General features: G+C 64.1%; 21 protein-coding genes. 4 read left to right on the forward strand and 17 right to left on the reverse strand.

The window, feature by feature from the left end:
- Positions 1 to 1014: an SDR family oxidoreductase gene (locus AC56LV_RS09980; RefSeq protein ID WP_499557297.1), complete on the forward strand. Its 1014-nt coding sequence runs from the start codon at positions 1 to 3 to the stop codon at positions 1012 to 1014.
- On the opposite strand, the gene AC56LV_RS09985 is transcribed toward AC56LV_RS09980, so the two are convergent.
- The 14 genes from AC56LV_RS09985 to AC56LV_RS10050 all read right to left on the reverse strand — a co-directional run bounded on the left by AC56LV_RS09985 (position 1011) and on the right by AC56LV_RS10050 (position 13824).
- Positions 1011 to 2651 carry a choice-of-anchor I family protein gene (locus AC56LV_RS09985; protein ID WP_499557299.1) on the reverse strand — a complete coding sequence of 547 codons (1641 nt, stop codon included), beginning with the start codon at positions 2649 to 2651 and terminating at the stop codon, positions 1011 to 1013. The two genes, AC56LV_RS09980 and AC56LV_RS09985, sit on opposite strands and share 4 nt — an antisense overlap.
- A 93-nt stretch (positions 2652 to 2744) precedes the next feature.
- Positions 2745 to 3434: an RNA pseudouridine synthase gene (locus AC56LV_RS09990; protein WP_499557301.1), complete on the reverse strand. Its 690-nt coding sequence runs from the start codon at positions 3432 to 3434 to the stop codon at positions 2745 to 2747.
- Positions 3431 to 4465: a low-specificity L-threonine aldolase gene (gene ltaE, locus AC56LV_RS09995; RefSeq protein WP_499557303.1), complete on the reverse strand. Its 1035-nt coding sequence runs from the start codon at positions 4463 to 4465 to the stop codon at positions 3431 to 3433. The genes AC56LV_RS09990 and ltaE overlap by 4 nt, the downstream gene beginning before the upstream one ends.
- A gap of 8 nt (positions 4466 to 4473) precedes the next feature.
- The gene (locus tag AC56LV_RS10000) at positions 4474 to 5358 is read right to left on the reverse strand and encodes a class I SAM-dependent methyltransferase (RefSeq protein ID WP_499557304.1); all 885 of its coding nucleotides are present in this window, start codon (positions 5356 to 5358) and stop codon (positions 4474 to 4476) included.
- Between the two features lie 5 nt (positions 5359 to 5363).
- Positions 5364 to 5705 (reverse strand): ISC system 2Fe-2S type ferredoxin, encoded by a 342-nt coding sequence (fdx, locus tag AC56LV_RS10005; protein ID WP_183555376.1) that lies wholly within the window; start codon positions 5703 to 5705, stop codon positions 5364 to 5366.
- 182 nt (positions 5706 to 5887) lie between these two features.
- Complete coding sequence (hscA, locus tag AC56LV_RS10010) at positions 5888 to 7777, reverse strand: Fe-S protein assembly chaperone HscA (RefSeq protein ID WP_499557306.1); 1890 nt, start codon at positions 7775 to 7777, stop codon at positions 5888 to 5890.
- A 116-nt stretch (positions 7778 to 7893) separates the two neighbouring features.
- A complete protein-coding gene (gene hscB, locus AC56LV_RS10015) occupies positions 7894 to 8409 on the reverse strand; it encodes a Fe-S protein assembly co-chaperone HscB (protein WP_499557308.1) in 516 nt (171 codons plus the stop codon).
- Between the two features lie 6 nt (positions 8410 to 8415).
- Positions 8416 to 8739, reverse strand: a complete 324-nt coding sequence (gene iscA, locus AC56LV_RS10020; RefSeq protein ID WP_183555379.1) for an iron-sulfur cluster assembly protein IscA — start codon at positions 8737 to 8739, stop codon at positions 8416 to 8418.
- A gap of 35 nt (positions 8740 to 8774) precedes the next feature.
- Entirely contained in the window at positions 8775 to 9176 is a 402-nt protein-coding gene (iscU, locus tag AC56LV_RS10025) for a Fe-S cluster assembly scaffold IscU (protein WP_367610878.1), read from the reverse strand.
- Between the two features lie 47 nt (positions 9177 to 9223).
- Positions 9224 to 10480, reverse strand: coding sequence for an IscS subfamily cysteine desulfurase (locus AC56LV_RS10030; RefSeq protein ID WP_499557309.1), 1257 nt, complete (start codon positions 10478 to 10480; stop codon positions 9224 to 9226).
- 19 nt (positions 10481 to 10499) lie between these two features.
- Positions 10500 to 10976, reverse strand: a complete 477-nt coding sequence (gene iscR, locus AC56LV_RS10035) for a Fe-S cluster assembly transcriptional regulator IscR (protein ID WP_332530980.1) — start codon at positions 10974 to 10976, stop codon at positions 10500 to 10502.
- A 320-nt stretch (positions 10977 to 11296) separates the two neighbouring features.
- Entirely contained in the window at positions 11297 to 12091 is a 795-nt protein-coding gene (locus tag AC56LV_RS10040) for a uracil-DNA glycosylase family protein (protein WP_499557311.1), read from the reverse strand.
- A 66-nt stretch (positions 12092 to 12157) separates the two neighbouring features.
- A complete protein-coding gene (maiA, locus tag AC56LV_RS10045) occupies positions 12158 to 12802 on the reverse strand; it encodes a maleylacetoacetate isomerase (protein WP_258834963.1) in 645 nt (214 codons plus the stop codon).
- The gene (locus AC56LV_RS10050) at positions 12799 to 13824 is read right to left on the reverse strand and encodes a fumarylacetoacetate hydrolase family protein (protein WP_499557313.1); all 1026 of its coding nucleotides are present in this window, start codon (positions 13822 to 13824) and stop codon (positions 12799 to 12801) included. Before AC56LV_RS10050 ends, maiA begins: the two co-directional genes overlap by 4 nt.
- Positions 13825 to 13920: 96 nt before the next feature.
- On the opposite strand from AC56LV_RS10050, the gene AC56LV_RS10055 reads away from it, so the two are divergent.
- Both AC56LV_RS10055 and AC56LV_RS10060 read left to right on the forward strand, forming a co-directional pair.
- Positions 13921 to 14826, forward strand: a complete 906-nt coding sequence (locus AC56LV_RS10055; protein ID WP_499557315.1) for a LysR family transcriptional regulator — start codon at positions 13921 to 13923, stop codon at positions 14824 to 14826.
- Between the two features lie 53 nt (positions 14827 to 14879).
- Positions 14880 to 15461 carry a gamma-glutamylcyclotransferase gene (locus AC56LV_RS10060; RefSeq protein ID WP_499557317.1) on the forward strand — a complete coding sequence of 194 codons (582 nt, stop codon included), beginning with the start codon at positions 14880 to 14882 and terminating at the stop codon, positions 15459 to 15461.
- Here AC56LV_RS10060 and AC56LV_RS10065 read toward each other — a convergent pair.
- The 3 genes from AC56LV_RS10065 to AC56LV_RS10075 form a co-directional block, all read right to left on the reverse strand.
- A complete protein-coding gene (locus tag AC56LV_RS10065) occupies positions 15442 to 16038 on the reverse strand; it encodes an AAA family ATPase (RefSeq protein ID WP_499557319.1) in 597 nt (198 codons plus the stop codon). The two genes, AC56LV_RS10060 and AC56LV_RS10065, sit on opposite strands and share 20 nt — an antisense overlap.
- A 61-nt stretch (positions 16039 to 16099) precedes the next feature.
- On the reverse strand, positions 16100 to 17395 hold the full coding sequence (locus AC56LV_RS10070; protein WP_499557998.1) for an MFS transporter: 1296 nt from the start codon (positions 17393 to 17395) through the stop codon (positions 16100 to 16102).
- Between the two features lie 236 nt (positions 17396 to 17631).
- Complete coding sequence (locus AC56LV_RS10075) at positions 17632 to 17967, reverse strand: four-helix bundle copper-binding protein (RefSeq protein ID WP_499557321.1); 336 nt, start codon at positions 17965 to 17967, stop codon at positions 17632 to 17634.
- A gap of 284 nt (positions 17968 to 18251) precedes the next feature.
- Between AC56LV_RS10075 and AC56LV_RS10080 the strand changes: the two genes are divergently transcribed.
- The gene (locus tag AC56LV_RS10080; protein WP_499557323.1) at positions 18252 to 19322 is read left to right on the forward strand and encodes a mechanosensitive ion channel family protein; all 1071 of its coding nucleotides are present in this window, start codon (positions 18252 to 18254) and stop codon (positions 19320 to 19322) included.
- The last annotated feature ends 56 nt before the right edge of the window (positions 19323 to 19378 follow it).

Below are 19378 nucleotides of genomic sequence, written 5' to 3' on the forward strand. Positions count from 1 at the left end.
ATGCACCAATCACATCTTCGCGTCGTCATCATGGGCGGCTCCAGCGGCATCGGCGCCGCCACTGCCATCGCCTTCGCCCGCCAGGGCGCCCACCTCGTGCTCGGCGCCCGTGGCAAGGAAGGCCTCGACGACGTCGCCCGGCGCTGCCGCCAGGCCGGTGGCCATGCCGACGTGCTCGTCGTCGATGCTACCGACGCCGACGCGGTCTCCGCGTTCGCGCAGGATGCACGCGAGCTTCTCGGCCAGATCGACCTCTGGTTCAGCAATGTGGGCAGTGGCGTCGTCGGCAAATTCGCCGACGTCCCGATCGCGCATCACCGCCAGGTCATCGAGACCAACCTGATCACGCACATGAACGATGCGCACGCCGTGATCCCGATTTTCCTGGAACAGGATTACGGCATCTGGGTGAACATGATTTCGTCGGGCGGCTTCGTCGCCACGCCGTACGCGGCGGCCTACGGCGCCAGCAAATTTGGCCTGCGCGGCTTCAGCGAGGCGCTGCGCGCCGAACTGGGCAAGAAGCGCGACATCCACGTGTGCGACATCTACCCGTCCTTCGTCGATACGCCGGGCTTCAAACACGCCGCCAACTATACGGGCGCCAGGCTGTCGTATCCGCCAGGCGTGCTGGCCCCCGAAAAAGTGGCCAACGCCGTCGTCGCTTTGGTGCGCAAGCCGCGCGCCGTCACGCTGCTGGGCGCGCCTGACGTGACCAAGAAGCTCACGCAACTGGCGCCCGACCTGCTGGCATCGGGCATGAACCGCTTCATGGAAACCTGGGCCAAACGTGCTGACCCCACCGAAGACACGGTGGGCGCGCTGTACGAGCCGCAGCAGGGCGCCAGTGGCGTGCACAGCGGCATGGTGAAGCGCCCTGCCCCTGCCCCTGCCAGAGCGCGGCGCGACGTTCAGCCTCGCGTGCCATCGAATGACAGCACGCTTGCCGTGGGCGCCGTGCTGATCGCGGCCGCCGTCGGCCTCTCCTGGCTGGGCAAGCGCTCTGACAATTAATACGTCAGATTGACCTGCATGACGGCAGTCGTTCCGCTGACCTCGTTACCGACGATCAGCAACGGCTTGCCGTTGGGCGACTTGTGCGCCGGGATGAACGTCAAGCCTTCCGGTCCCAGGTCGCCCTTGTCGCCATCGCGCGTGTTCAGGTAGGTCACGAATGACGCCGCTGCCGGTTTCGTGATGTCGTAGACCATCACGCCACCGATGCGCTCCAGGCCGACAAACGCATACTGCTTGTCGCCGAACTTGCCGACCACGACGCCTTCCGGCTCCGGACCTTTCGAGGCGCTGCGGTCTTCCAGATTGTTGTTGTCGTTGCTGGCGTTGAAGCGCGCATTCGGCAACGCGCTGGTGCGGCGCTCGAATTCGTCGCCCGAATCGTAGACGCGCTTGATGTCCGTGTCCCAGATCGAGAACGACCGGCCGCCAAACGTGTACAGCTCGGTGCACTGGCCGGCGGCGTTCTTGCCGGTCATGCCGCCGCCGTTGGGCGTTGTCGTCACGCGCAGCCGGCCCAGGTTCGAGTCGAACGTCGCGTTGCCGGCGTTCGGGAACACGCTCGGATCCAGCCCTGCCGTGCAATGGGCGCGGATACGCGTCTCTTCATTAAAGCCCGGCCAGTCGGCGCGCGCGTCGCCCTCGTTCGCGGTCAGCAGGTAATGCTTGCCGTCGACCGTGTAGCCGGCAATCGCGTCCGGCAGGTACATGCCTTTCACGGGCTGCGGGCCGATCTTCGTGGCGGGCGTGCCGCTGTTCGTATTGGTGCCGCCATCTTCATCCGACGCATCCAGACCGAAACCGGCGACATTGTGGTCCTTGAAGCCGAGCGGCTTGATCGATGTGACCTTCGCGCTGGCCACATCGACGATGGCAATGGCATTGTTCTCCTGCAGCGTGACCCAGGCCGTCTTGCCGTCTTCGCTGACGGTGATGTATTCCGGCTCGAAGTCCTGCGCCGCCGTGGCCTTGGGGCCGAAGATGCGGATGCACTGCGCGCGCAGCGCCGTTTCCTGGCCATTGAAGCTGCGGAAATCCGCGGTGGCGACGTTTGGCGTGCCGCCGCGATTGACGGTGACGATGCTGACCGCGCCTTCCGGATCGCTGGTCCCGGCCACGCCATAGCCGCTTGGCTCGCCTTCGTTCGCCACCAGCACCTTGGTGCCGTCCGGCGTGAACACCAGCATGTCAGGAAGCGCGCCGACTTTCACGCTGTTGATCAGTTTGAGGTCGGCGGCATTGTAGAACGCCACGGTGCCCGGATCGGTCTTGACCGCCGCTTCGATCGCGAGTGCCACCAGGCCATCGAACACGGCGACACTATTGACGGCCTTGCCGAGGCCCGCCACGCTGATCGTTCCCAGCAGCTTGGGCGCGTTGGGCGCGCTCAGGTCCAGCACATCGACGGTGCCATTCGCGCCGTTGACGACGAACAGGCGCTTGCTGGCCGCATCGTAGGCGGTGATCTCGGCCGCGCCGACGGCGCCGCCGTTGTAGCTGCCGATTTTTTCCAGCGTCAGCGTGGTGGGCGTCGGTTCGTCGTCATTGTCGCCGCCGCAGGCAGCGAGCGTGCACGCCAGCGCAATCGTGGCAATCATCGGAAGGTAGCGGGTGGTAGCACGGGAGCGTTGCAGCATGATGGGCGGTTTTCCAGGGATGAAAAACCGCCAGCATAGGACGCGTCGATGACACCAGCATGACATGCCATCAACACGTTCCCCGTCATTGAATCAGAACTGGTCGGTCTCGCGCAGGAAGCGCCAGCCGCCGGCCGGCATCGGGCCCATCGAGATGCGGCCGATGCGCAGGCGGCGCAATGCCGTCACGCGCAGGCCCACGTCGCCGCACAGGCGCTCGATCTGGCCGCGCTGGATGTTCTTGCCGGCGATGCGCAGGCGCTGCTCGCTTTGCCAGCTGGCCTTGAACATGCGGCCAAGCTTGGCCATGCCATTGTCGGCGATCTGGCCGTCGACCTCGACGACGTATTCGGACTCGTTGCGCGATGCATCGTCGACCAGCTTGCGGATCACACGGAAATCCTGGCTGAACACGATCAGGCCCGAGGCCATGGTTTCCAGCGGCGTGGCAGCCGTGGTCTTGAACAGGTGCCGGCGCAGGAACGGCTTGCCGCGCCCGTGTTCCAGCACCTGGTTCTCGGCGGTGATGCTGGCGAGCGCCGCTTCAATTTCGATACCGGCCGGCTTGTGCATCAGGATCGTCACAGGATCCGGTTCGACCGGCGTCGCGCCCGGCAGCAGCTCGACCTTTTGCTCCGGCGTGACGCGGGTGGCGGGATCTTCGGCCACGGCGCCATCGACGCTGACCCAGCCGCCGGCGATATAACGCTCGGCATCGGCGCGCGAGCACCCTGCCACGTCGGCCACGCGCTTGGCCAGGCGGATTGCTTCTTCAGTTGTCATGCACGCCAATCAGTAAAAAATGCGGTGAAGACGTCGACCGTGCGCTGGACATCGCGCGCGGAGACATCGAGGTGCGTCACGAGACGCATTCTGGGGCCGACCGTGGCGCGGATCTGCGCCCGTTCGAGCGCCGCGCGCAGCGGTGCGCAGGCGGCAGCCGGCACGTCGATCCAGAAGATATTCGTTTGCGGGGTGCTGACGGTGAGCGCCGGGATCAGGGCCAGGCCGCGCGCCAGTTCGGCCGCGTTGTCATGGTCCTGCGCCAGCAGCGCGACATTGTGTTCGAGCGCGTAGTACGCGGCAGCGGCGATCACGCCGGCCTGGCGCATGCCGCCGCCCAGCATCTTGCGCCAGCGCTTGCCCTGCTCGATGAAGGCTTTCGGCCCCAGCAGCACTGAGCCGACCGGTGCGCCCAGGCCTTTGGACAGGCACACCGAGACGGTGTCGAAGCCCTTGACGGCGTCCGCCAGGCTGATGCCCTGCTTGACGGCGGCATTGCAGATGCGCGCGCCGTCCAGGTGCGTGGCCAGGCCCTTCTCGTGCGCGAGCGTCGTGGCTGCAGCCACGTACTCCTGGCTCAGCACCCGGCCGCCAATCGTGTTTTCCAGCGCCAGCAGGCGGGTACGCGCGAAGTGCATGTCGTCGGGCTTGATGTAGGCCTCGATGTCGGCCAGCAGGATCGAGCCATCCGGCTGATTGATGATCGGCTGAGGCTGGATGCTGCCCAGCACCGCAGCGCCGCCGCCTTCGTACTTGTAGGTGTGCGCTTCCTGGCCGACCAGGTATTCGTCGCCGCGACCGCAGTGGGTCATCAGGGCGATCAGATTGGTCTGCGTGCCGCTCGGGGCGAACATGCCGGCCTCGTAACCGAACAGCTCCGCCGCGTAATCCTGCAGGCGGTTGACGGTGGGGTCGTCGCCATACACATCGTCGCCGACGTGGGCAGCCACCATCGTGGCGCGCATCGCGGCGCCTGGCTGCGTCACCGTATCGCTGCGCAGGTCGATCCAGCCTTGCGTGTTGTCGCTCATGCTTGTTGTCACTCCGTGGTGGCGGCTTGTGGGGCGTAGAAACGTTCGGTCATCTCAGCCAGGCCCAGTTCGCCCAGCACCTCGTGCAGGCGTTCGGTCGGGCGGCGGCGCGGCAGGTTCTTGTAGGTGGCGATGATCAGCTCGTTCTTCATCGAGTGCTCCCAGCCCACCAGCTCCGTCACGGTGACCTGGTAGCCATGCGCTTCGAGCTGCAGGCAGCGCAGCACATTGGTGATCTGGCTGCCGAATTCGCGCGTGTGGATCGGGTGGCGCCAGATTTCGGTCAGCGCGCTGCGTTTCACGTCCTTGCCCTTGTTCTTGCGCAGGACGGTGGCGACTTCGGCCTGGCAGCACGGCACCAGCACCATGTGCTTCGCGTTCTTCTTGAGCGCGAAGTCGATGGCGTCATCGGTGGCGGTATTGCAGGCGTGCAGCGCGGTGACGATGTCGATCGATTCCGGGAGCGCGCTCGACGTGGTCGATTCGGCCACCGACAGCGGCAGGAACGACATGCCCTTGAAACCCAGGCGCGCGGCCAGCTCGGTCGATTTGGTGACCAGTTCTTCGCGCGTCTCGATGCCGTAGATGTGCGAACCCTCGGTTTGGGCTTTCACGAACAGGTCGTACAGGATGAAGCCGAGGTACGACTTGCCGGCGCCATGGTCGACCAGCGACACGCTGCCCTTCGCCCCCTGCACATCGCGCAGCAGCGGCTCGATGAAGTTGTACAGGTGGTAGACCTGCTTGAGCTTGCGGCGGCTGTCCTGGTTCAACTTGCCGTCGCGGGTCAGGATGTGCAGCTCTTTGAGCAGCTCGATCGACTGGCCCGGGCGAACCTCGGGTGGCAGCTCCGGCGCAGCCGGGGCTTTCTTGACGTTCTCGACACGCTTCATGAAGATCAGTGGTTCTTTTCGGCAGCGTGGTTGATCGTGTACTTCGGGATCTCGACCACCAGGTCTTCGTCAGCGACGATCGCCTGGCACGACAGGCGCGAATTGGGCTCCAGGCCCCAGGCCTTGTCGAGCATGTCTTCTTCTTGCTCTTGCTGTTCGTTCAGCGAGTTGAAACCTTCGCGCACGATTACGTGGCAGGTGGTGCAGGCGCAGACGCGGTCGCAGGCGTGTTCGATGTCGATGTCGTTCTCGAGCAGGACGTCGCAGACCGATTTGCCGCTTGGCGCGTCAAGCACGGCGCCTTCTGGGCACAGCACTGGGTGGGGGAGGATGACGATTTGTGGCACTTGGGTTACCTCAGTTGATTGTTTTGTATGATGCGGTAAGGCGTAGGGTGGACGCGGCCGGCGAGGCGGCTGCGCCGTCCACGCGGCGATGGTTGGCAGCCAGATCATCGGGCACGACAGCGGCACCGATCACTATCCACGCGTGGACGGCCGAGCCGTCCACCCTACGTCGAAGTTGCGTCTTAAATTTCGTCCAGCGACTTGCCCGACAATGCCTTGCGCACGCTCTTGTCCATGCGGCGCGCCGCGAATTCTTCGGTGCCATGCGCCAGCGCCTGGACTGCATCGTGCACCACGTTCTGGCGCAGGCCCGGTTCGAGCGTCGTGTCGTTCGACATCGCCACCGCATCGCGCACCAGTTGCAATTGCGCGGCAATGGTGGCCTGCTCGTCGGGCGACAGCAGATCGGTATCGCTGTCGAGCGCCGACTGCGTCGCCAGCAGGATGCGCTCGGCCTCGACCTGCTCTTCGCGCAGCGCGCGCATCTGCATGTCGCTCGAAGCCGACGTGTACGAATCCTGCAGCATGCGCGCCACCTGGTCGTCCGCCAGACCATACGACGGCTTGACCGTGATCGATGCTTCCACGCCCGAACGCATTTCGCGCGCGGCCACCGCCAGCAAGCCATCGGCGTCGACCTGGTAGGTCACGCGGATGCGCGCCGCGCCGGCCGCCATCGGCGGGATGCCGCGCAGCTCGAAGCGCGCCAGCGAACGGCAGTCCGACACCAGCTCGCGCTCGCCCTGCACCACGTGCACCGCCAGTGCCGTCTGGCCATCCTTGAAGGTCGTGAATTCCTGCGCGCGCGCGACCGGAATCGTCGAGTTGCGCGGAATGATCTTCTCAACCAGGCCGCCCATCGTCTCGATGCCCAGCGACAGCGGGGTCACGTCCAGTAGCAGCCAGTCTTCGCCATCGGCGCGGTTGCCGGCCAGCAGATTGGCCTGGATCGCCGCGCCCAGCGCCACCACGCGGTCCGGGTCGATGTTGGCGTGCGGGATGGTCTGGAAGAATTCCGACACTGCCCGGCGCACGTGCGGCATGCGCGTCGCGCCGCCGACCATCACCACGCCGTCGACGTCCTCGACGCTCGTGTCGGCGTCGCGCATCGCCTTGCGGATCGCGTTCATCGTCTTGCCGACCAGATGCTTCGTGATCTCGACAAATTCGGTGGCCATGATCGTCACCTGCACCAGCTCGCCCGACTTCAGGATTGCCTCGATCGTCGTTTCTTCGTTCGTCGACAGCAGTTCCTTGGCCTGACGGGCCTTGACCATCAACGTTGCGGTGTCCTGGTCCGACAGCGGCGCCAGGCGCGCCTTCTCCATGATCCAGCAGAACAGGCGATGGTCGAAGTCGTCGCCGCCCAGCGCCGAATCGCCGCCAGTCGACAGCACTTCGAACACGCCTTTCGAGAGCTTGAGGATCGAGATATCGAACGTGCCGCCGCCCAGGTCATACACGGCGTAGACGCCTTCCTTGCCCTGGTCGAGGCCATACGCAATGGCAGCCGCGGTCGGCTCGGACAGCAGACGCAGGACATTCAGGCCCGCCAGCTGGGCTGCATCCTTGGTGGCCTGGCGCTGTGCATCGTCGAAGTACGCCGGCACCGTGATCACGGCGCCAACCAGGTCGTCGCCCAGCGAATCTTCAGCGCGCTGGCGCAGCGTGGCCAGGATCTGGGCCGAGATTTCAACGGGGCTTTTCACGCCGGCGACGGTGTTCAACTGGACCATGCCCTCGCCATCGACGAAGTCATACGGCAGGTTTTCTGCGTGCGTGATGTCTTTGAGGCCACGGCCCATGAAGCGCTTGACCGAGACGATCGTGTTCTTCGGGTCGGTGGTCTGGTGCGCGCGCGCCTTGTGGCCGATGTGCGCATGGCCGTTATCCAGGTAGCGCACGATCGACGGCAGCAGCGAGCGGCCCTCCTCGTCGCTGAGCACTTCGGGGCTGCCGCTGCGAACGGTGGCAACGAGCGAATTGGTGGTGCCCAGATCGATGCCGACGGCCAAGCGGTGCTGGTGCGGGGCGGTGGACATGCCGGGTTCGGCGATTTGGAGGAGTGCCATAGTCGTGATACCAGTGTTATTTTTGCATGCCGGGACGGTGCGGACGCTATTTTACGCGTCCGACCGGCATAGCGGGGCGTGGACGACACCGCCGTCCACGATGAAAAGCAGGAAGGTTATGCCTCGATCGCTTCGAAGGCGTACTGCACTTCGTCGCCGAACTTGTCGAGGAACATCAGCGAGCGCACGCCCTGGGCAGCAGCAGCGTAGTCGCCCGCATCGAGCTGCTGGCCAACGGTGACCAGCATCTGCTTGCGTTCGGCGCGCACCTGCGCATCGAGTGCGTCGAGCGCGCTAGCATCCTTGCCAGCGCGCGCATCGCCGAGTTCTTCGCGCCATTCCATCTGCTGCATCAGGAACGCGGTGGGCATCGCGGTATTCGATTCGGTCTGCAGGTCGACGCCGTTCAGTTCGCACAGATACTGCGCGCGCTTTTGCGGATTGCGCAGGGTCTGGTAGGCGTCGTTGGCGCGCGTCGCCCATTGCATCGCGACGCGTTTTTCGCCGTCGCTGCTGCCGACAAACCGGTCAGGATGGACGCGGCCCTGGATCTCGCGGTAGGCGGCATCCAGGGCACTCTGTTCGACCTCGAAGCGGGCCGGCAGTTGAAACAGTTCGAAATGATTCTGCATGCGCGATCAGATGCGGAAGCTCTCGCCGCAGCCGCAATTGTCCTTGACGTTCGGATTATTGAAGCGGAAGCCCTCGTTGAGGCCTTCGCGGGCGAAATCAAGCTCGGTGCCGTCGATGTACGGCAGGCTTTTCGGATCAACGAATACCTGCACGCCATGCGATTCGAAGACGCTGTCTTCGTTTGCGCTTTCATCGACGTACTCGAGCTTGTAGGCCAGGCCGGAGCAGCCGGTGGTGCGCACACCGAAACGCAAGCCAATGCCCTTGCCCCGGCGTTCGAGGTAACGGTTGACGTGCTTTGCAGCTTTTTCGGTCAGGGTGATTGCCATGTTGTGCTTCTCCAGCTCAGTTCTATTACCAGGAATTACGCCGCTGCGACTGCTTTGTCGGCGTGCTTTGCCTTGTAGTCGGCCACAGCGGCCTTGATCGCGTCTTCTGCCAGGATCGAGCAGTGGATCTTGACTGGCGGCAGTGCCAGCTCTTCGGCGATCTGCGTGTTCTTGATGGCCAGTGCTTCGTCCAGGCTCTTGCCCTTGACCCATTCAGTGATCAGCGAGCTCGATGCGATGGCCGAACCGCAGCCATACGTCTTGAACTTTGCGTCTTCGATCAGGCCCTGGTCGTTGACCTTGATCTGCAGCTTCATGACGTCGCCGCAGGCCGGCGCGCCGACCATGCCGGTGCCGATGTCATCGTCGCCCTTGTCGAACGCGCCGACGTTGCGTGGGTTTTCGTAGTGGTCCAGTACTTTGTCCGAATATGCCATGGTGATGCTCCAGTATGTTTAGAAAATGCGCGCTCGGTATGAGCAGATCAGTGTGCAGCCCACTGGATCGAGCTGATGTCGATCCCGTCCTTGAACATGTCCCACAGCGGCGACAGTTCACGCAGCTTGCCAACTTTGCTCTTGAGCAGGTTGACGGCAAAATCAATTTCTTCTTCGGTCGTGAAGCGGCCAATCGAGAAGCGGATCGAGCTGTGCGCCAGCTCGTCGCTGCGGCCCAGGGCGCGCAGCACGTACGATGGTTCCAGGCTGGCCGAGGTGCAGGCCGAACCGGACGACACGGCCAGGTCCTTGATCGCCATGATCAGGGACTCGCCTTCGACATAGTTGAACGAGACGTTCAGGTTATGCGGCACGCGGTGATCCATGTCGCCGTTGATATAGACTTCTTCGATCTCCATGAGGCCGCGAGCCAGGCGATCGCGCAGGGCGCGCACGCGGGTCAGCTCGCTGTCCATCTCGACCTTGGCCAGGCGGAAGGCTTCGCCCATGCCGACGATCTGGTGCGTTGGCAGCGTGCCCGAACGCATGCCGCGCTCGTGACCGCCACCGTGCATCTGCGCTTCGAGGCGCACGCGCGGCTTGCGACGCACGTACAGCGCGCCGATGCCTTTCGGGCCGTAGGCCTTGTGCGCGGTGAAGGTCATCAGGTCGACCTTCAGGACTTCGAGGTTGATCTCGACCTTGCCGACAGCCTGGGCCGCGTCGCAGTGGAAGATGATGCCCTTCGAGCGCAGCAGTTCGCCGATTTCGGCGATCGGCTGCACGACGCCGATTTCGTTGTTCACGAACATGACCGACACCAGGATGGTGTCAGGACGAATTGCCGCTGACAGCTGTTCGATCGTGATCAGGCCATTGGCTTGCGGCTCGAGGTAGGTCGCTTCGAAGCCGACGCGTTCGAGTTCGCGCACGGTGTCCAGCACGGCCTTGTGCTCGGTTTTCACCGTGATGATGTGCTTGCCCTTGGTCTTGTAGAACTGGGCTGCGCCCTTGATTGCCAGGTTGTTGCTTTCGGTCGCGCCGGAGGTCCAGACGATTTCACGCGGATCGGCGCCGATCATCGCGGCGACGTGGCCGCGCGCTTCTTCGACGGCCGCTTCGGCGTTCCAGCCGTAGGCGTGGCTGCGCGACGCAGGATTGCCGAACTGCTCGCGCAGGAACGGGATCATCTTGTCGGCGACGCGTGGATCGACCGGCGTCGTGGCCGAGTAATCCATGTAGATCGGGAAATGTGGAGCTGGCGCGAAGCTCTGCTCGGTGGTCTTGTCCATTGGCGCGTTCATCTGATTTACTCCGGTAGCTTTAGTTATGTCCGACTGCGGCGGGGGCGCCGCGGTGCACGTGCACGACGTTCTGTTCTTTCTGGCGCTGCTGGTCGACGAGGTCTTGCAACGATACCGAATCGAGGTAGTCGACCATTTTTTCGTTCAGCGTGGTCCACAGTTCGTGGGTCATGCAGCGGGCGCCGTCGGTGTGGGCGCCATGGCAGTTCTCTTTACCGCCGCACTGGGTTGCATCGAGCGGCTCGTCGACGGCGATGATGATGTCCGCCACCGTCACCTTGCCCGCCGCGCGCGCCAGGCTGTAGCCGCCGCCCGGACCACGGATCGATTCGACGATTTCGTGGCGGCGCAGCTTGCCAAACAGCTGCTCGAGGTACGACAGCGAAATGGCCTGGCGCTGGCTGATGCCCGACAGCGTGACCGGACCATTGCCTTGACGCATGGCAAGGTCGATCATCGCAGTGACAGCAAAACGGCCTTTGGTGGTCAGACGCATTTCAACCCCGGTGAATGATAAAATATTTCTCTTATCCAAGTACCAAGTCGGCGCCGCAGCCTGTAGCACGGTTCCCTCTGAGATCGGGGAAAGACCTGATTAGTTGAACGATTTAGTCAAGTATAGCAAATCGCAATGATCTTGTCTTGGACCACCCCAAAAACGGCGGGTCATGTTCGTCCTGAAAAGTCACGTCATCCGTAGGGTGGATGGCTATGCCATCAACGCGTTCAACCCAACGTGATGTATGACGTACGGGTTTATTGAACGCGTGGACGGGAAACCCGTCCACCCTACCCTGCCTGCAGCCGTCCACGTGATTAGCGGGCTCTGAGCAACCCCATCGGCCCGAACAGCGCCTGCATGCCCGGATGCCCGATGAAGCTCAGGTTGTAGGGATGTTCGGCCACTGCCTGCGGGAAGGCAGCCGTCTCCGGCAACTTCTGCAATTGCTCGGCAATCTTGCCCCACAGGACCAGCGTCGGCACCTGCGGCTGGGCGGCCAGCGCCGCCAGCACCGTCTGCAGGAACGGCAACCAGGCGCGCGCATCGATGACCGGCTTGACGTGCTTGCGAAACACCAGCGCGGCATTGAGCAGCAAAAAGCCTTCGTGCACGAGATTGTCCTGCAACTGCGCCAGCGTCTGGATGGAGCCGTCAGCGCGCGCGGCCTGGGCGATCGGCGCCAGCGCCTCCCCGCTGGTCGCATCGGGCTGCAACTGGCCGCTTGCCACCAGCAGCATCTTCATGAAGTTGCGCAGTGACGTCGCCCGGTTCACCGGCTTGGACAGTCCTGCGTCGCTCCACAGGTCGCCCACGGCGCCATCCATGAAGCTCACGCCGGTGGCGCTCGCGGCGCGCGGGTACGGCCCCTCCCCCACCAGCACGTAGCGCACCTTGTCCAGCGGCTGGGCAAAGGCAGCGAACATGCGGTGTTCCGTGGGGACGTAATCGTCCTGCGCCAGCGCCGGCAAGTAGCCCGGATTGGCGCGGGCCACCGCCTGCAGCCCCGCTTCGAGAATCGGGCGCCACGAGGCATCGGCCAGGTCGAGGGCCTGCAGGATCGGTGCAGGGATGGCGATGGGACTGGAGGCAGGCGCGGCGGAGTCGGTCATGGCGAAATGGCAATGGAAAGAGGCGGCGATTGTAGCGCGCCGCCGCCCTTCGCATCCACCCGCGCGCTATTCGGAATCGGGCTGGCGCGACGGGTGCGCCGCCTGGAACGCCGGCAACGCGATGCACAGCGCATTGATGCGGTCGATATTCGGGTAGGCCGACACATCGATATTGAAACGCTGCGCATTGAATACCTGCGGCGCCAGGTAGCAATCGGCGATGGTCGGATGGTCGCCGTGGCAGAACGGCCCCGCGCCCGGATCGCGCGCCAGATGGGCTTCGAGCGATTGCAGCCCCTCGATCACCCAGTGACGGTACCACTCGCTCTTTGCCTGGTCCGGCACACCGATCTCGCGCGCCAGGTAATTGAGTACCCGCAGATTGGTGATCGGGTGGATGTCGCAGCCGATGATCTGGGCCAGCTCGCGCACGCGCGCCCGGCCCGGCGCATCCTTCGGCAGCAGCGGCACGTCCGGATACACTTCTTCGAGATACTCGATGATGGCCAGCGACTGCGACAGCGTGATGCGGTCATCCTGGAACGCCGGCACCAGGCCGCTCGGGTTGATCTGGCGATAGTCGTCCTGCAGGTGCTGCCCGCCATCCTTGAGCAGGTGCACCGGCACCGCGTCGTAGGCCAGCCCTTTCAGGTTCAGGGCAATGCGCACCCGGTAGGCGGCCGAGCTGCGAAAGTAGGTATACAGTTTCATGGTTGCCTCTCGTGGTAACGGACGACTTCCTGATCGATGGCGCCAAAGATGCTGGCCCCGCCCGCGTCCAGCATTTCGATGCGCACCGTGTCGCCGAATGACAGGTACGGCGTTTTGGGCGCGCCGCCTTCGATGGTTTCGTACATGCGCACTTCGGCCAGGCAGCAATAGCCCACGCCGCCATGCTCGACGCTCGAGCCATACAGCCCGCCCTGCTTGTTCGACACGGTGCCCGAGCCGATGATACTGCCCGCGCACAGTTCGCGCGTGGTTGCCGCATGCGCGATCAGCTGGGCGAAGCTGAAGGTCATGTCTTCGCCGGCATTCGGCTTGCCGAACGCGGCGCCATTGAGCGTGACCAGGATCGGGAGATGCAGCTTGTTGCCCTGCCAGGCGTCGCCCAGCTCGTCTGGCGTGACCGCGACCGGCGAAAACGCACTGGCCGGCTTGGACTGGTAGAAGCCGAAGCCCTTGGCCAGTTCGTTCGGGATCAGGTTGCGCAGCGATACGTCGTTGACCAGCATGACCAGGCGGATGGCGCTGGCAGCCTCGGCTGCGTCGGCGCCCATCGGCACGTCGCCCGTGACCACGGCCACCTCGGCTTCGAGATCGATGCCCCAGTCTTCGGACAGCGCCGCGATCGGATCAAGCGGGCCGACGAACGAATCGCCGCCGCCCTGGTACATCAGCGGATCGGTATAGAACGACGCCGGCACCTCGGCGCCGCGCGCCTTGCGCACCAGCTCGACGTGGTTGATGTAAGCCGAGCCGTCGGCCCACTGGTAAGCGCGTGGCAGCGGCGAGTGGCAGGCCGCCTCGATGAACGATTCGGCCGCCTCGGCGTTGCCGTCGTTGAGCTGCTTGTAGACGTCGTCGAGCTGCGGCTTGCACGCATCCCAGTTGTCGAGCGCGGCCTGCAGCGTGCGCGCGATGGTCGGGACTTGCTGGCAGGTGACCAGATCGCGGCTGACGACGACCAGGGTGCCGTCGCGGCCGCCGGCTTTGAGGGTGGCGAGTTTCATGGACTGTCCTTTTGTTATTGCTGAGTAGCCGCCATTACAAGGTAAAACGCACTATCATACAAACGATATTTTCAGTGTGATATATCACCTTATCTGATGAATCCAACGTTACGACAAATGCGCGCCTTTGTTGCGCTGGCCCGCACCGGCAATTTCACGCTGGCCGCGCAGACGCTGCACGTGACGCAATCGGCACTGTCGGGCCTGATCAAGGAGCTCGAGCAGACGCTGGACGCCCGGGTCGTCGACCGCAGCACGCGCCGCATCGGCCTGACCGACATCGGTCGCGAATTGCTGCCCTTATTTAGCCAGATCATCGACGACCTGGACGGTGCGCTGGCTAACGTGGCCGACCACACGCGCCTGAAGAAAGGTGTCGTGCGCATCGCGGCGCCACAGCTGATGGCGTGCACGCTGCTGCCGCCAAGCATCGCCGCCTACCGCGCGCAGCACCCCGAGATCGTCGTGCGCCTGGCCGATACCGAAGTCGAGGGCGTCATCACGCGCGTGCTGTCGGGCGAGGCCGATGTGGGCATCGGCCCGGAACGCACGCCTGCGCCGCCGCTGCTGGCGAGCGAACTGTTCTCCATGCCGTTCGCGCTGGTGTTTCCGCACCAGCATCCGCTGGCCGCACTCGAGCGGGTGACGTGGCAGGATGCGGCGGCCTACCCGTTCATTTCGCTGCAGGGCCAGTTCACCGAATTGCTGCTCGACGCAGTACCGCCCTCGCGCACGGGCATTGCGCTCACGCCGGCGCACGAAGTGACCTTCATGACGACGGCGCTGGCCATGGTGAGTGCGGGTCTGGGCGTGACGGTGTGCCTGCCCTATGCGGCGCCGCTGGCCACGCTGTACGGATTGACGATGCGCCCGCTCGATGCGCCGACGCTGCAGCGGCGCTTTTTCGTCTACACGCGGCCCGGCCGGTCGCTGTCGCCGGCCGCCGAGAGTTATGTGGAATTCCTCTTTGGATATGTAAAACGGGCGCAAGCGGAAGGCTGATTCTCACAAAAAGGCACGCTACAATGGGTCGTGTCTTTTTTATCGGACCCGCAATGTCCCACGATACCATCGCAATCAACCGCCAGATGAACAAGTTCGATGGCCATGCCAGCGTCTGGCTGTTTGGCTACGGCTCCCTGATCTTCAAACCCGATTTCCCGTTTCTTCAGCAGCGCGCGGCGTCCATCCGCGGCTGGACACGCCGCTTCTGGCAAGGCTCGCACGATCACCGCGGCACCGAGACGGCGCCGGGGCGTGTGGTGACGCTGGTACCGGATCCCGATGCGGTCTGCCACGGCATGGCGTTTCTCGTCACGCCCGAAGAATTCGCGCACCTCGACCATCGCGAAAAGAACGGCTACCTGCGCCTGGCGACGCAAATGCAATTTGACGACGGCAGCAGCGACGAAGGCATCGTGTATATCGCCACGCACGACAACGCGGCGTACCTGGGCCCGGCCGATGAGCACGCGATTGCGCGCCAGATCGCGACGGCGCGCGGCCCGAGCGGCCCGAACAGCGACTACCTGCTGGGCCTGGCGCAGTCACTGCGCGCGCTGGGCAAACCCGATCCGCACGTGTTCGAGATCGAGCGGCATTTGGCGGCGCTGGGGGTTACGCAGCAGTACGCTTGATGGAGTCAGCGTTTGAGTCGTCGTGCTGCGCGATGGCTGCAAGCGTGGCCAGTACCCGCGCAGCACGCTGTTCGAGCGAACCCGTCAGGATCGTGTAGCCGATGTCGCGCCGGTCCAGATCGTCCAGTACCAGTTGCTGGATCTGCGTGCGCCACGCGGCGTTTTCGCGCACGCCTGGCTCTTCTTCGTACGGGATGTCGTCGGCGCACACGAAGTGGTGCAGGTAGCGCGTGCGGCATTCCAGCGCGTAGCGCAGCAGGGCCGGTGGCACCGGCTCGGTCACCTGGCCGAAGCGCAAGCCGAGCAGCAGCGTGGTCAGTGCATTGGTGTCGACGAAGACGTAGTCGCCAGCGGCGTTCGCGATAGCGGCGTCTTCGGCAGCGCGGTGCCGTTCGGCGATCTCGACGTAGTCGGCGGCCACCAGCTGGCCCTGCTTTTCTTCCCAGACAAAACGGCCGATTTCGGGCACGAACTGCGCGCCCTGCCCGCGCGCCAGCATGCTGGCCAATGTCGATTTCCCCGTCGACTCGGCGCCGACAAACACCACCAGCCGACTATCTGCCCCCTGCTCACCCATGCCTGCATCCTGTAACGATCGATGCGACATCCTAGCCGAGCCGCCGTGACAACTCAACGGTTCAGTCGAGCGCGCGCTGGCGCGACTCGGTATCCACGCACAGGATGGCAATGGCGCCCATGAGCAGGAAGCCAGAGAGCATGATCAGCGCCAGCGTGAAATGCGTCGCCATCACCGGCGCGACGATCGCCGGCGCGAACAGGCCGCCGAAACGGGCAACTGCCCCGGCCGTACCCATGCCACTGGCGCGCAGGCGGGTCGGGTAGACCTCGGGCGTGAACGCATACAGCGCGCCCCACGTGCCGAGCAGCGCAAAGCTCATCAACAGCGTCGAACCGACGACCAGCACGGTCGAGCTGCCCAGGCTGTAGCCGAGGCAACCGACACTGCTCAGCAAGAGAAAACCGACGAGCGTCGGCTTGCGGCCCCAGCGTTCGACGCCATACGCGGCCAGCGCGAAGCCGGGCAGCTGGACCAGTGCCAGCACGATCAGAAATTCCTGGCCGCGCATGAAGCCGAAGCCTTCCGCGCTCAGGCGGATCGGCAGGTAGACGAACACGCCGTAATAGGCAATCGAAATCAGGCCCCAGGCGACGAACAGCGCGATGCTGCGCCGGCGCAGTCCGCCCGAGAACAGCGACAGCAAGGTCGTCCTGACTTGCGGCTCGGGCAGCAACGGCGGCATCGTCAGCGTGCGGCCATTCGTCCTGGCCACGCGTTCCAGCACCGCGCGCGCCTCGTCCGGCTGGCCACTGCGGTGCAGGTACATGGGCGACTCCGGGATATACCAGCGCAGCACGATGCCGACCAGCGCCGGGATGCCGGTGACCAGGAAAATCACGCGCCAAGCATCGTCGCCCCAACCGACCGCCCACAGGGCCAGCACGGCCAGGGCGATCGTGCCAAGCGCCCAGAACGATTCGAGCAGCACCAGCCAGCGGCCGCGCCGGTCGCTGGGCAAAAATTCGGCCATCATCGTGTAGTCGACCGGCAGCGTCGCGCCCACGCCGATGCCCGTCATCAGGCGCAGCGCCAGCAGCCAGGTAAAATCGGGCGCAAATGCCGAGGCCACGCCGAAGCAGGCATCGATCACCACCGCCATCAGCAGCACGGGCCGGCGGCCGATGCGATCCGCCAGGCGGCCGAAGACAAACGCGCCGATCAGCATGCCGACAAAGAACACGGTCCCCGTCTGCAAGGCCTGCGGCATCGACAGCCCGAAGGTTTTTGCGATCGACGGCGCAGAAAAGCCGATCGACAGCACCTGCATCGCGTCGGCCAGCCACACCAGGCCGAAGATCAGAAAAATGCGGTATTGAAACTTGCCGACGCCGGCGGTATGCAGCGCCTGCTCCATCGAGACGGCAACGCCGTCAGCGCTGATAGCGCCGGGAATCGCGTCCTGTCCTGCACTGACCGAAGGGCTCATGGAATCTCTTGAAATGCAACGCGTCGGCTTCAAGCCGTGCGCTAGCGCTGCACAGCCATGCCTCGTGCTGGAGGCCAGCGCCAATACCGCCATTCGGATTGGTCAGCCGGTCAATGTTGCATCTTAAGATAAAACGAACGCTTCAGTACCTTTCTCAGCAGGCGTCAGGCCGGATCGGCCATCGCGCGGCAGGCCTCGGCGCAGCGCCGGCATGCTTGCGCACAGCGCTGGCAATGATCCATTTCATGCTGCGCGCACTCGTCGCCGCAGGCCGAGCAGATCTGCGCGCAGAGGGAGCAGATTGCCGCAGTGAATTCACTACCGCGTGCCATGTACGCGGCAGCAAGCCGGCAAATGGCTGCACAGTCCATATCGAGCGAGATACAGCGCGACATCATCTTGACATCCTCCTCGCCGAGGCAGGCGGCGGAGCATGCATCGCACGCTGCCGCGCAGGCATTACAGGCATCGATGCAATCTTGAACATTGTCGTTTGTCATGGGTTCTCCAGGTTTCCGGGTTCAACCGATATCACCGTTCAACGTGGCCGCCCCGCGCCTGCGGAGCAGATCGCCATCCGGTATCCAGGCTCAAGCCTACGCAATCTGGCCAGCGGGCGCCGTACGTTTCGGCGCGACAAGTAGCAGCTGCCAACCTGCCACGAACGATCCCTGCTCCCTCGGCGGCGCCCGTCCGGTACGGGACACAGCAGGTGTATTTGTACGAATACGTTATCGTCTCTACAATATTAAGAATCAACGACCACGCGCTACGGCACCCACCAATGAACTACATCATCCTGGATAACGAATTGACGGTCTGGACGGTCGCCATCGGCGTCGCCCTGACTGTCTCCTTGGTACTTTTCATCATCAAGCGGGTGCTGGTCAAGCGGCTTGGCGCCTACGCCGCGCACACCGAGACTTATCTTGACGATCTCGCTATCAAGGTGCTGTCAGCAACGCACCCCCTGTTCATCGTACTCATCGGCCTGTTCGCCGGAGCGCACTGGCTGACGCTGCCGCCCAAGCTTGCAACCTTGCTGTCGCACCTGACCGTGGCCGTTCTGCTGCTGCAGGTGGCGCGTTGGGCCGATGCCGGCCTGCATGCCTGGTTGCGCCGCTATCGCGCGAAGCGCAGCGCCGAAGATGTGGCCAGCGCCACCTCGACCGCGGCCATCGGCTTCCTGGCACGCACCTTCCTGTGGCTGGTCATCCTGCTGATGATTCTGGACAACTTTGGGGTCAACATTACGACCCTGGTGGCCAGCTTGGGCATTGGCGGCATCGCGGTCGCGCTTGCGCTCCAGAACATCCTGGGCGACCTGTTTTCTTCGCTGTCGATCGTGCTGGACAAACCATTCGTGGTGGGCGATTTCGTCTCGGTCGGCGATATTGCAGGGACGGTGGAGTATGTGGGCCTGAAGACAACCCGCATCCGCGGCCTCGGCGGCGAGCAGGTCGTATTTTCCAACAGCGACCTGCTCCAGAGCCGGATTCACAATTTCAAGCGCATGGAGACGCGCCGTATCGTGTTTTCGATCGGCGTTGTCTATGAGATCAGCCGCGAGCAGTTGCACGCCATTCCGGGCATCCTGCGCGCAGCGGTCGAAGCGCAAGCGAACGTGCGCTTCGACCGCGCGCACTTCAAGGCGTATGGCGCGTCGTCGCTCGACTTCGAGATCGTCTACACCGTGCTGTCGCCGGACTATGGCGTCTATATGGACATCCAGCAGGCAATCAACGAGCTTCTGTTCGAGCGCTTCGAGGATGCGGGAATCGGCTTTGCCTACCCGACCCAGACGGTCCACCTGGCCAATCCCGAGATCGCGATCCGTCGCGCGCCGAGCCGGTAAGCCCGCGGCTTGAGGGCGCTGGCACACGTGTCGGCTGCCACCCGTGTGTGTTGCAT

This window comes from Telluria sp. RB2R28 (genome assembly GCF_059685835.1).

Coding starts and splice junctions, on each gene's coding strand:
- AC56LV_RS09980 (WP_499557297.1), top strand. CDS start 1: ATGCACCAATCACATCTTCGCGTCGTCATCATGGGCGGCTCCAGCGGC.
- AC56LV_RS09985 (WP_499557299.1), bottom strand. CDS start 2,651: ATGCTGCAACGCTCCCGTGCTACCACCCGCTACCTTCCGATGATTGCC.
- AC56LV_RS09990 (WP_499557301.1), bottom strand. CDS start 3,434: ATGACAACTGAAGAAGCAATCCGCCTGGCCAAGCGCGTGGCCGACGTG.
- ltaE (WP_499557303.1), bottom strand. CDS start 4,465: ATGAGCGACAACACGCAAGGCTGGATCGACCTGCGCAGCGATACGGTG.
- AC56LV_RS10000 (WP_499557304.1), bottom strand. CDS start 5,358: ATGAAGCGTGTCGAGAACGTCAAGAAAGCCCCGGCTGCGCCGGAGCTG.
- hscA (WP_499557306.1), bottom strand. CDS start 7,777: ATGGCACTCCTCCAAATCGCCGAACCCGGCATGTCCACCGCCCCGCAC.
- hscB (WP_499557308.1), bottom strand. CDS start 8,409: ATGCAGAATCATTTCGAACTGTTTCAACTGCCGGCCCGCTTCGAGGTC.
- iscA (WP_183555379.1), bottom strand. CDS start 8,739: ATGGCAATCACCCTGACCGAAAAAGCTGCAAAGCACGTCAACCGTTAC.
- iscU (WP_367610878.1), bottom strand. CDS start 9,176: ATGGCATATTCGGACAAAGTACTGGACCACTACGAAAACCCACGCAAC.
- AC56LV_RS10030 (WP_499557309.1), bottom strand. CDS start 10,480: ATGAACGCGCCAATGGACAAGACCACCGAGCAGAGCTTCGCGCCAGCT.
- iscR (WP_332530980.1), bottom strand. CDS start 10,976: ATGCGTCTGACCACCAAAGGCCGTTTTGCTGTCACTGCGATGATCGAC.
- AC56LV_RS10040 (WP_499557311.1), bottom strand. CDS start 12,091: ATGACCGACTCCGCCGCGCCTGCCTCCAGTCCCATCGCCATCCCTGCA.
- maiA (WP_258834963.1), bottom strand. CDS start 12,802: ATGAAACTGTATACCTACTTTCGCAGCTCGGCCGCCTACCGGGTGCGC.
- AC56LV_RS10050 (WP_499557313.1), bottom strand. CDS start 13,824: ATGAAACTCGCCACCCTCAAAGCCGGCGGCCGCGACGGCACCCTGGTC.
- AC56LV_RS10055 (WP_499557315.1), top strand. CDS start 13,921: ATGAATCCAACGTTACGACAAATGCGCGCCTTTGTTGCGCTGGCCCGC.
- AC56LV_RS10060 (WP_499557317.1), top strand. CDS start 14,880: ATGTCCCACGATACCATCGCAATCAACCGCCAGATGAACAAGTTCGAT.
- AC56LV_RS10065 (WP_499557319.1), bottom strand. CDS start 16,038: ATGGGTGAGCAGGGGGCAGATAGTCGGCTGGTGGTGTTTGTCGGCGCC.
- AC56LV_RS10070 (WP_499557998.1), bottom strand. CDS start 17,395: ATGGAGCAGGCGCTGCATACCGCCGGCGTCGGCAAGTTTCAATACCGC.
- AC56LV_RS10075 (WP_499557321.1), bottom strand. CDS start 17,967: ATGACAAACGACAATGTTCAAGATTGCATCGATGCCTGTAATGCCTGC.
- AC56LV_RS10080 (WP_499557323.1), top strand. CDS start 18,252: ATGAACTACATCATCCTGGATAACGAATTGACGGTCTGGACGGTCGCC.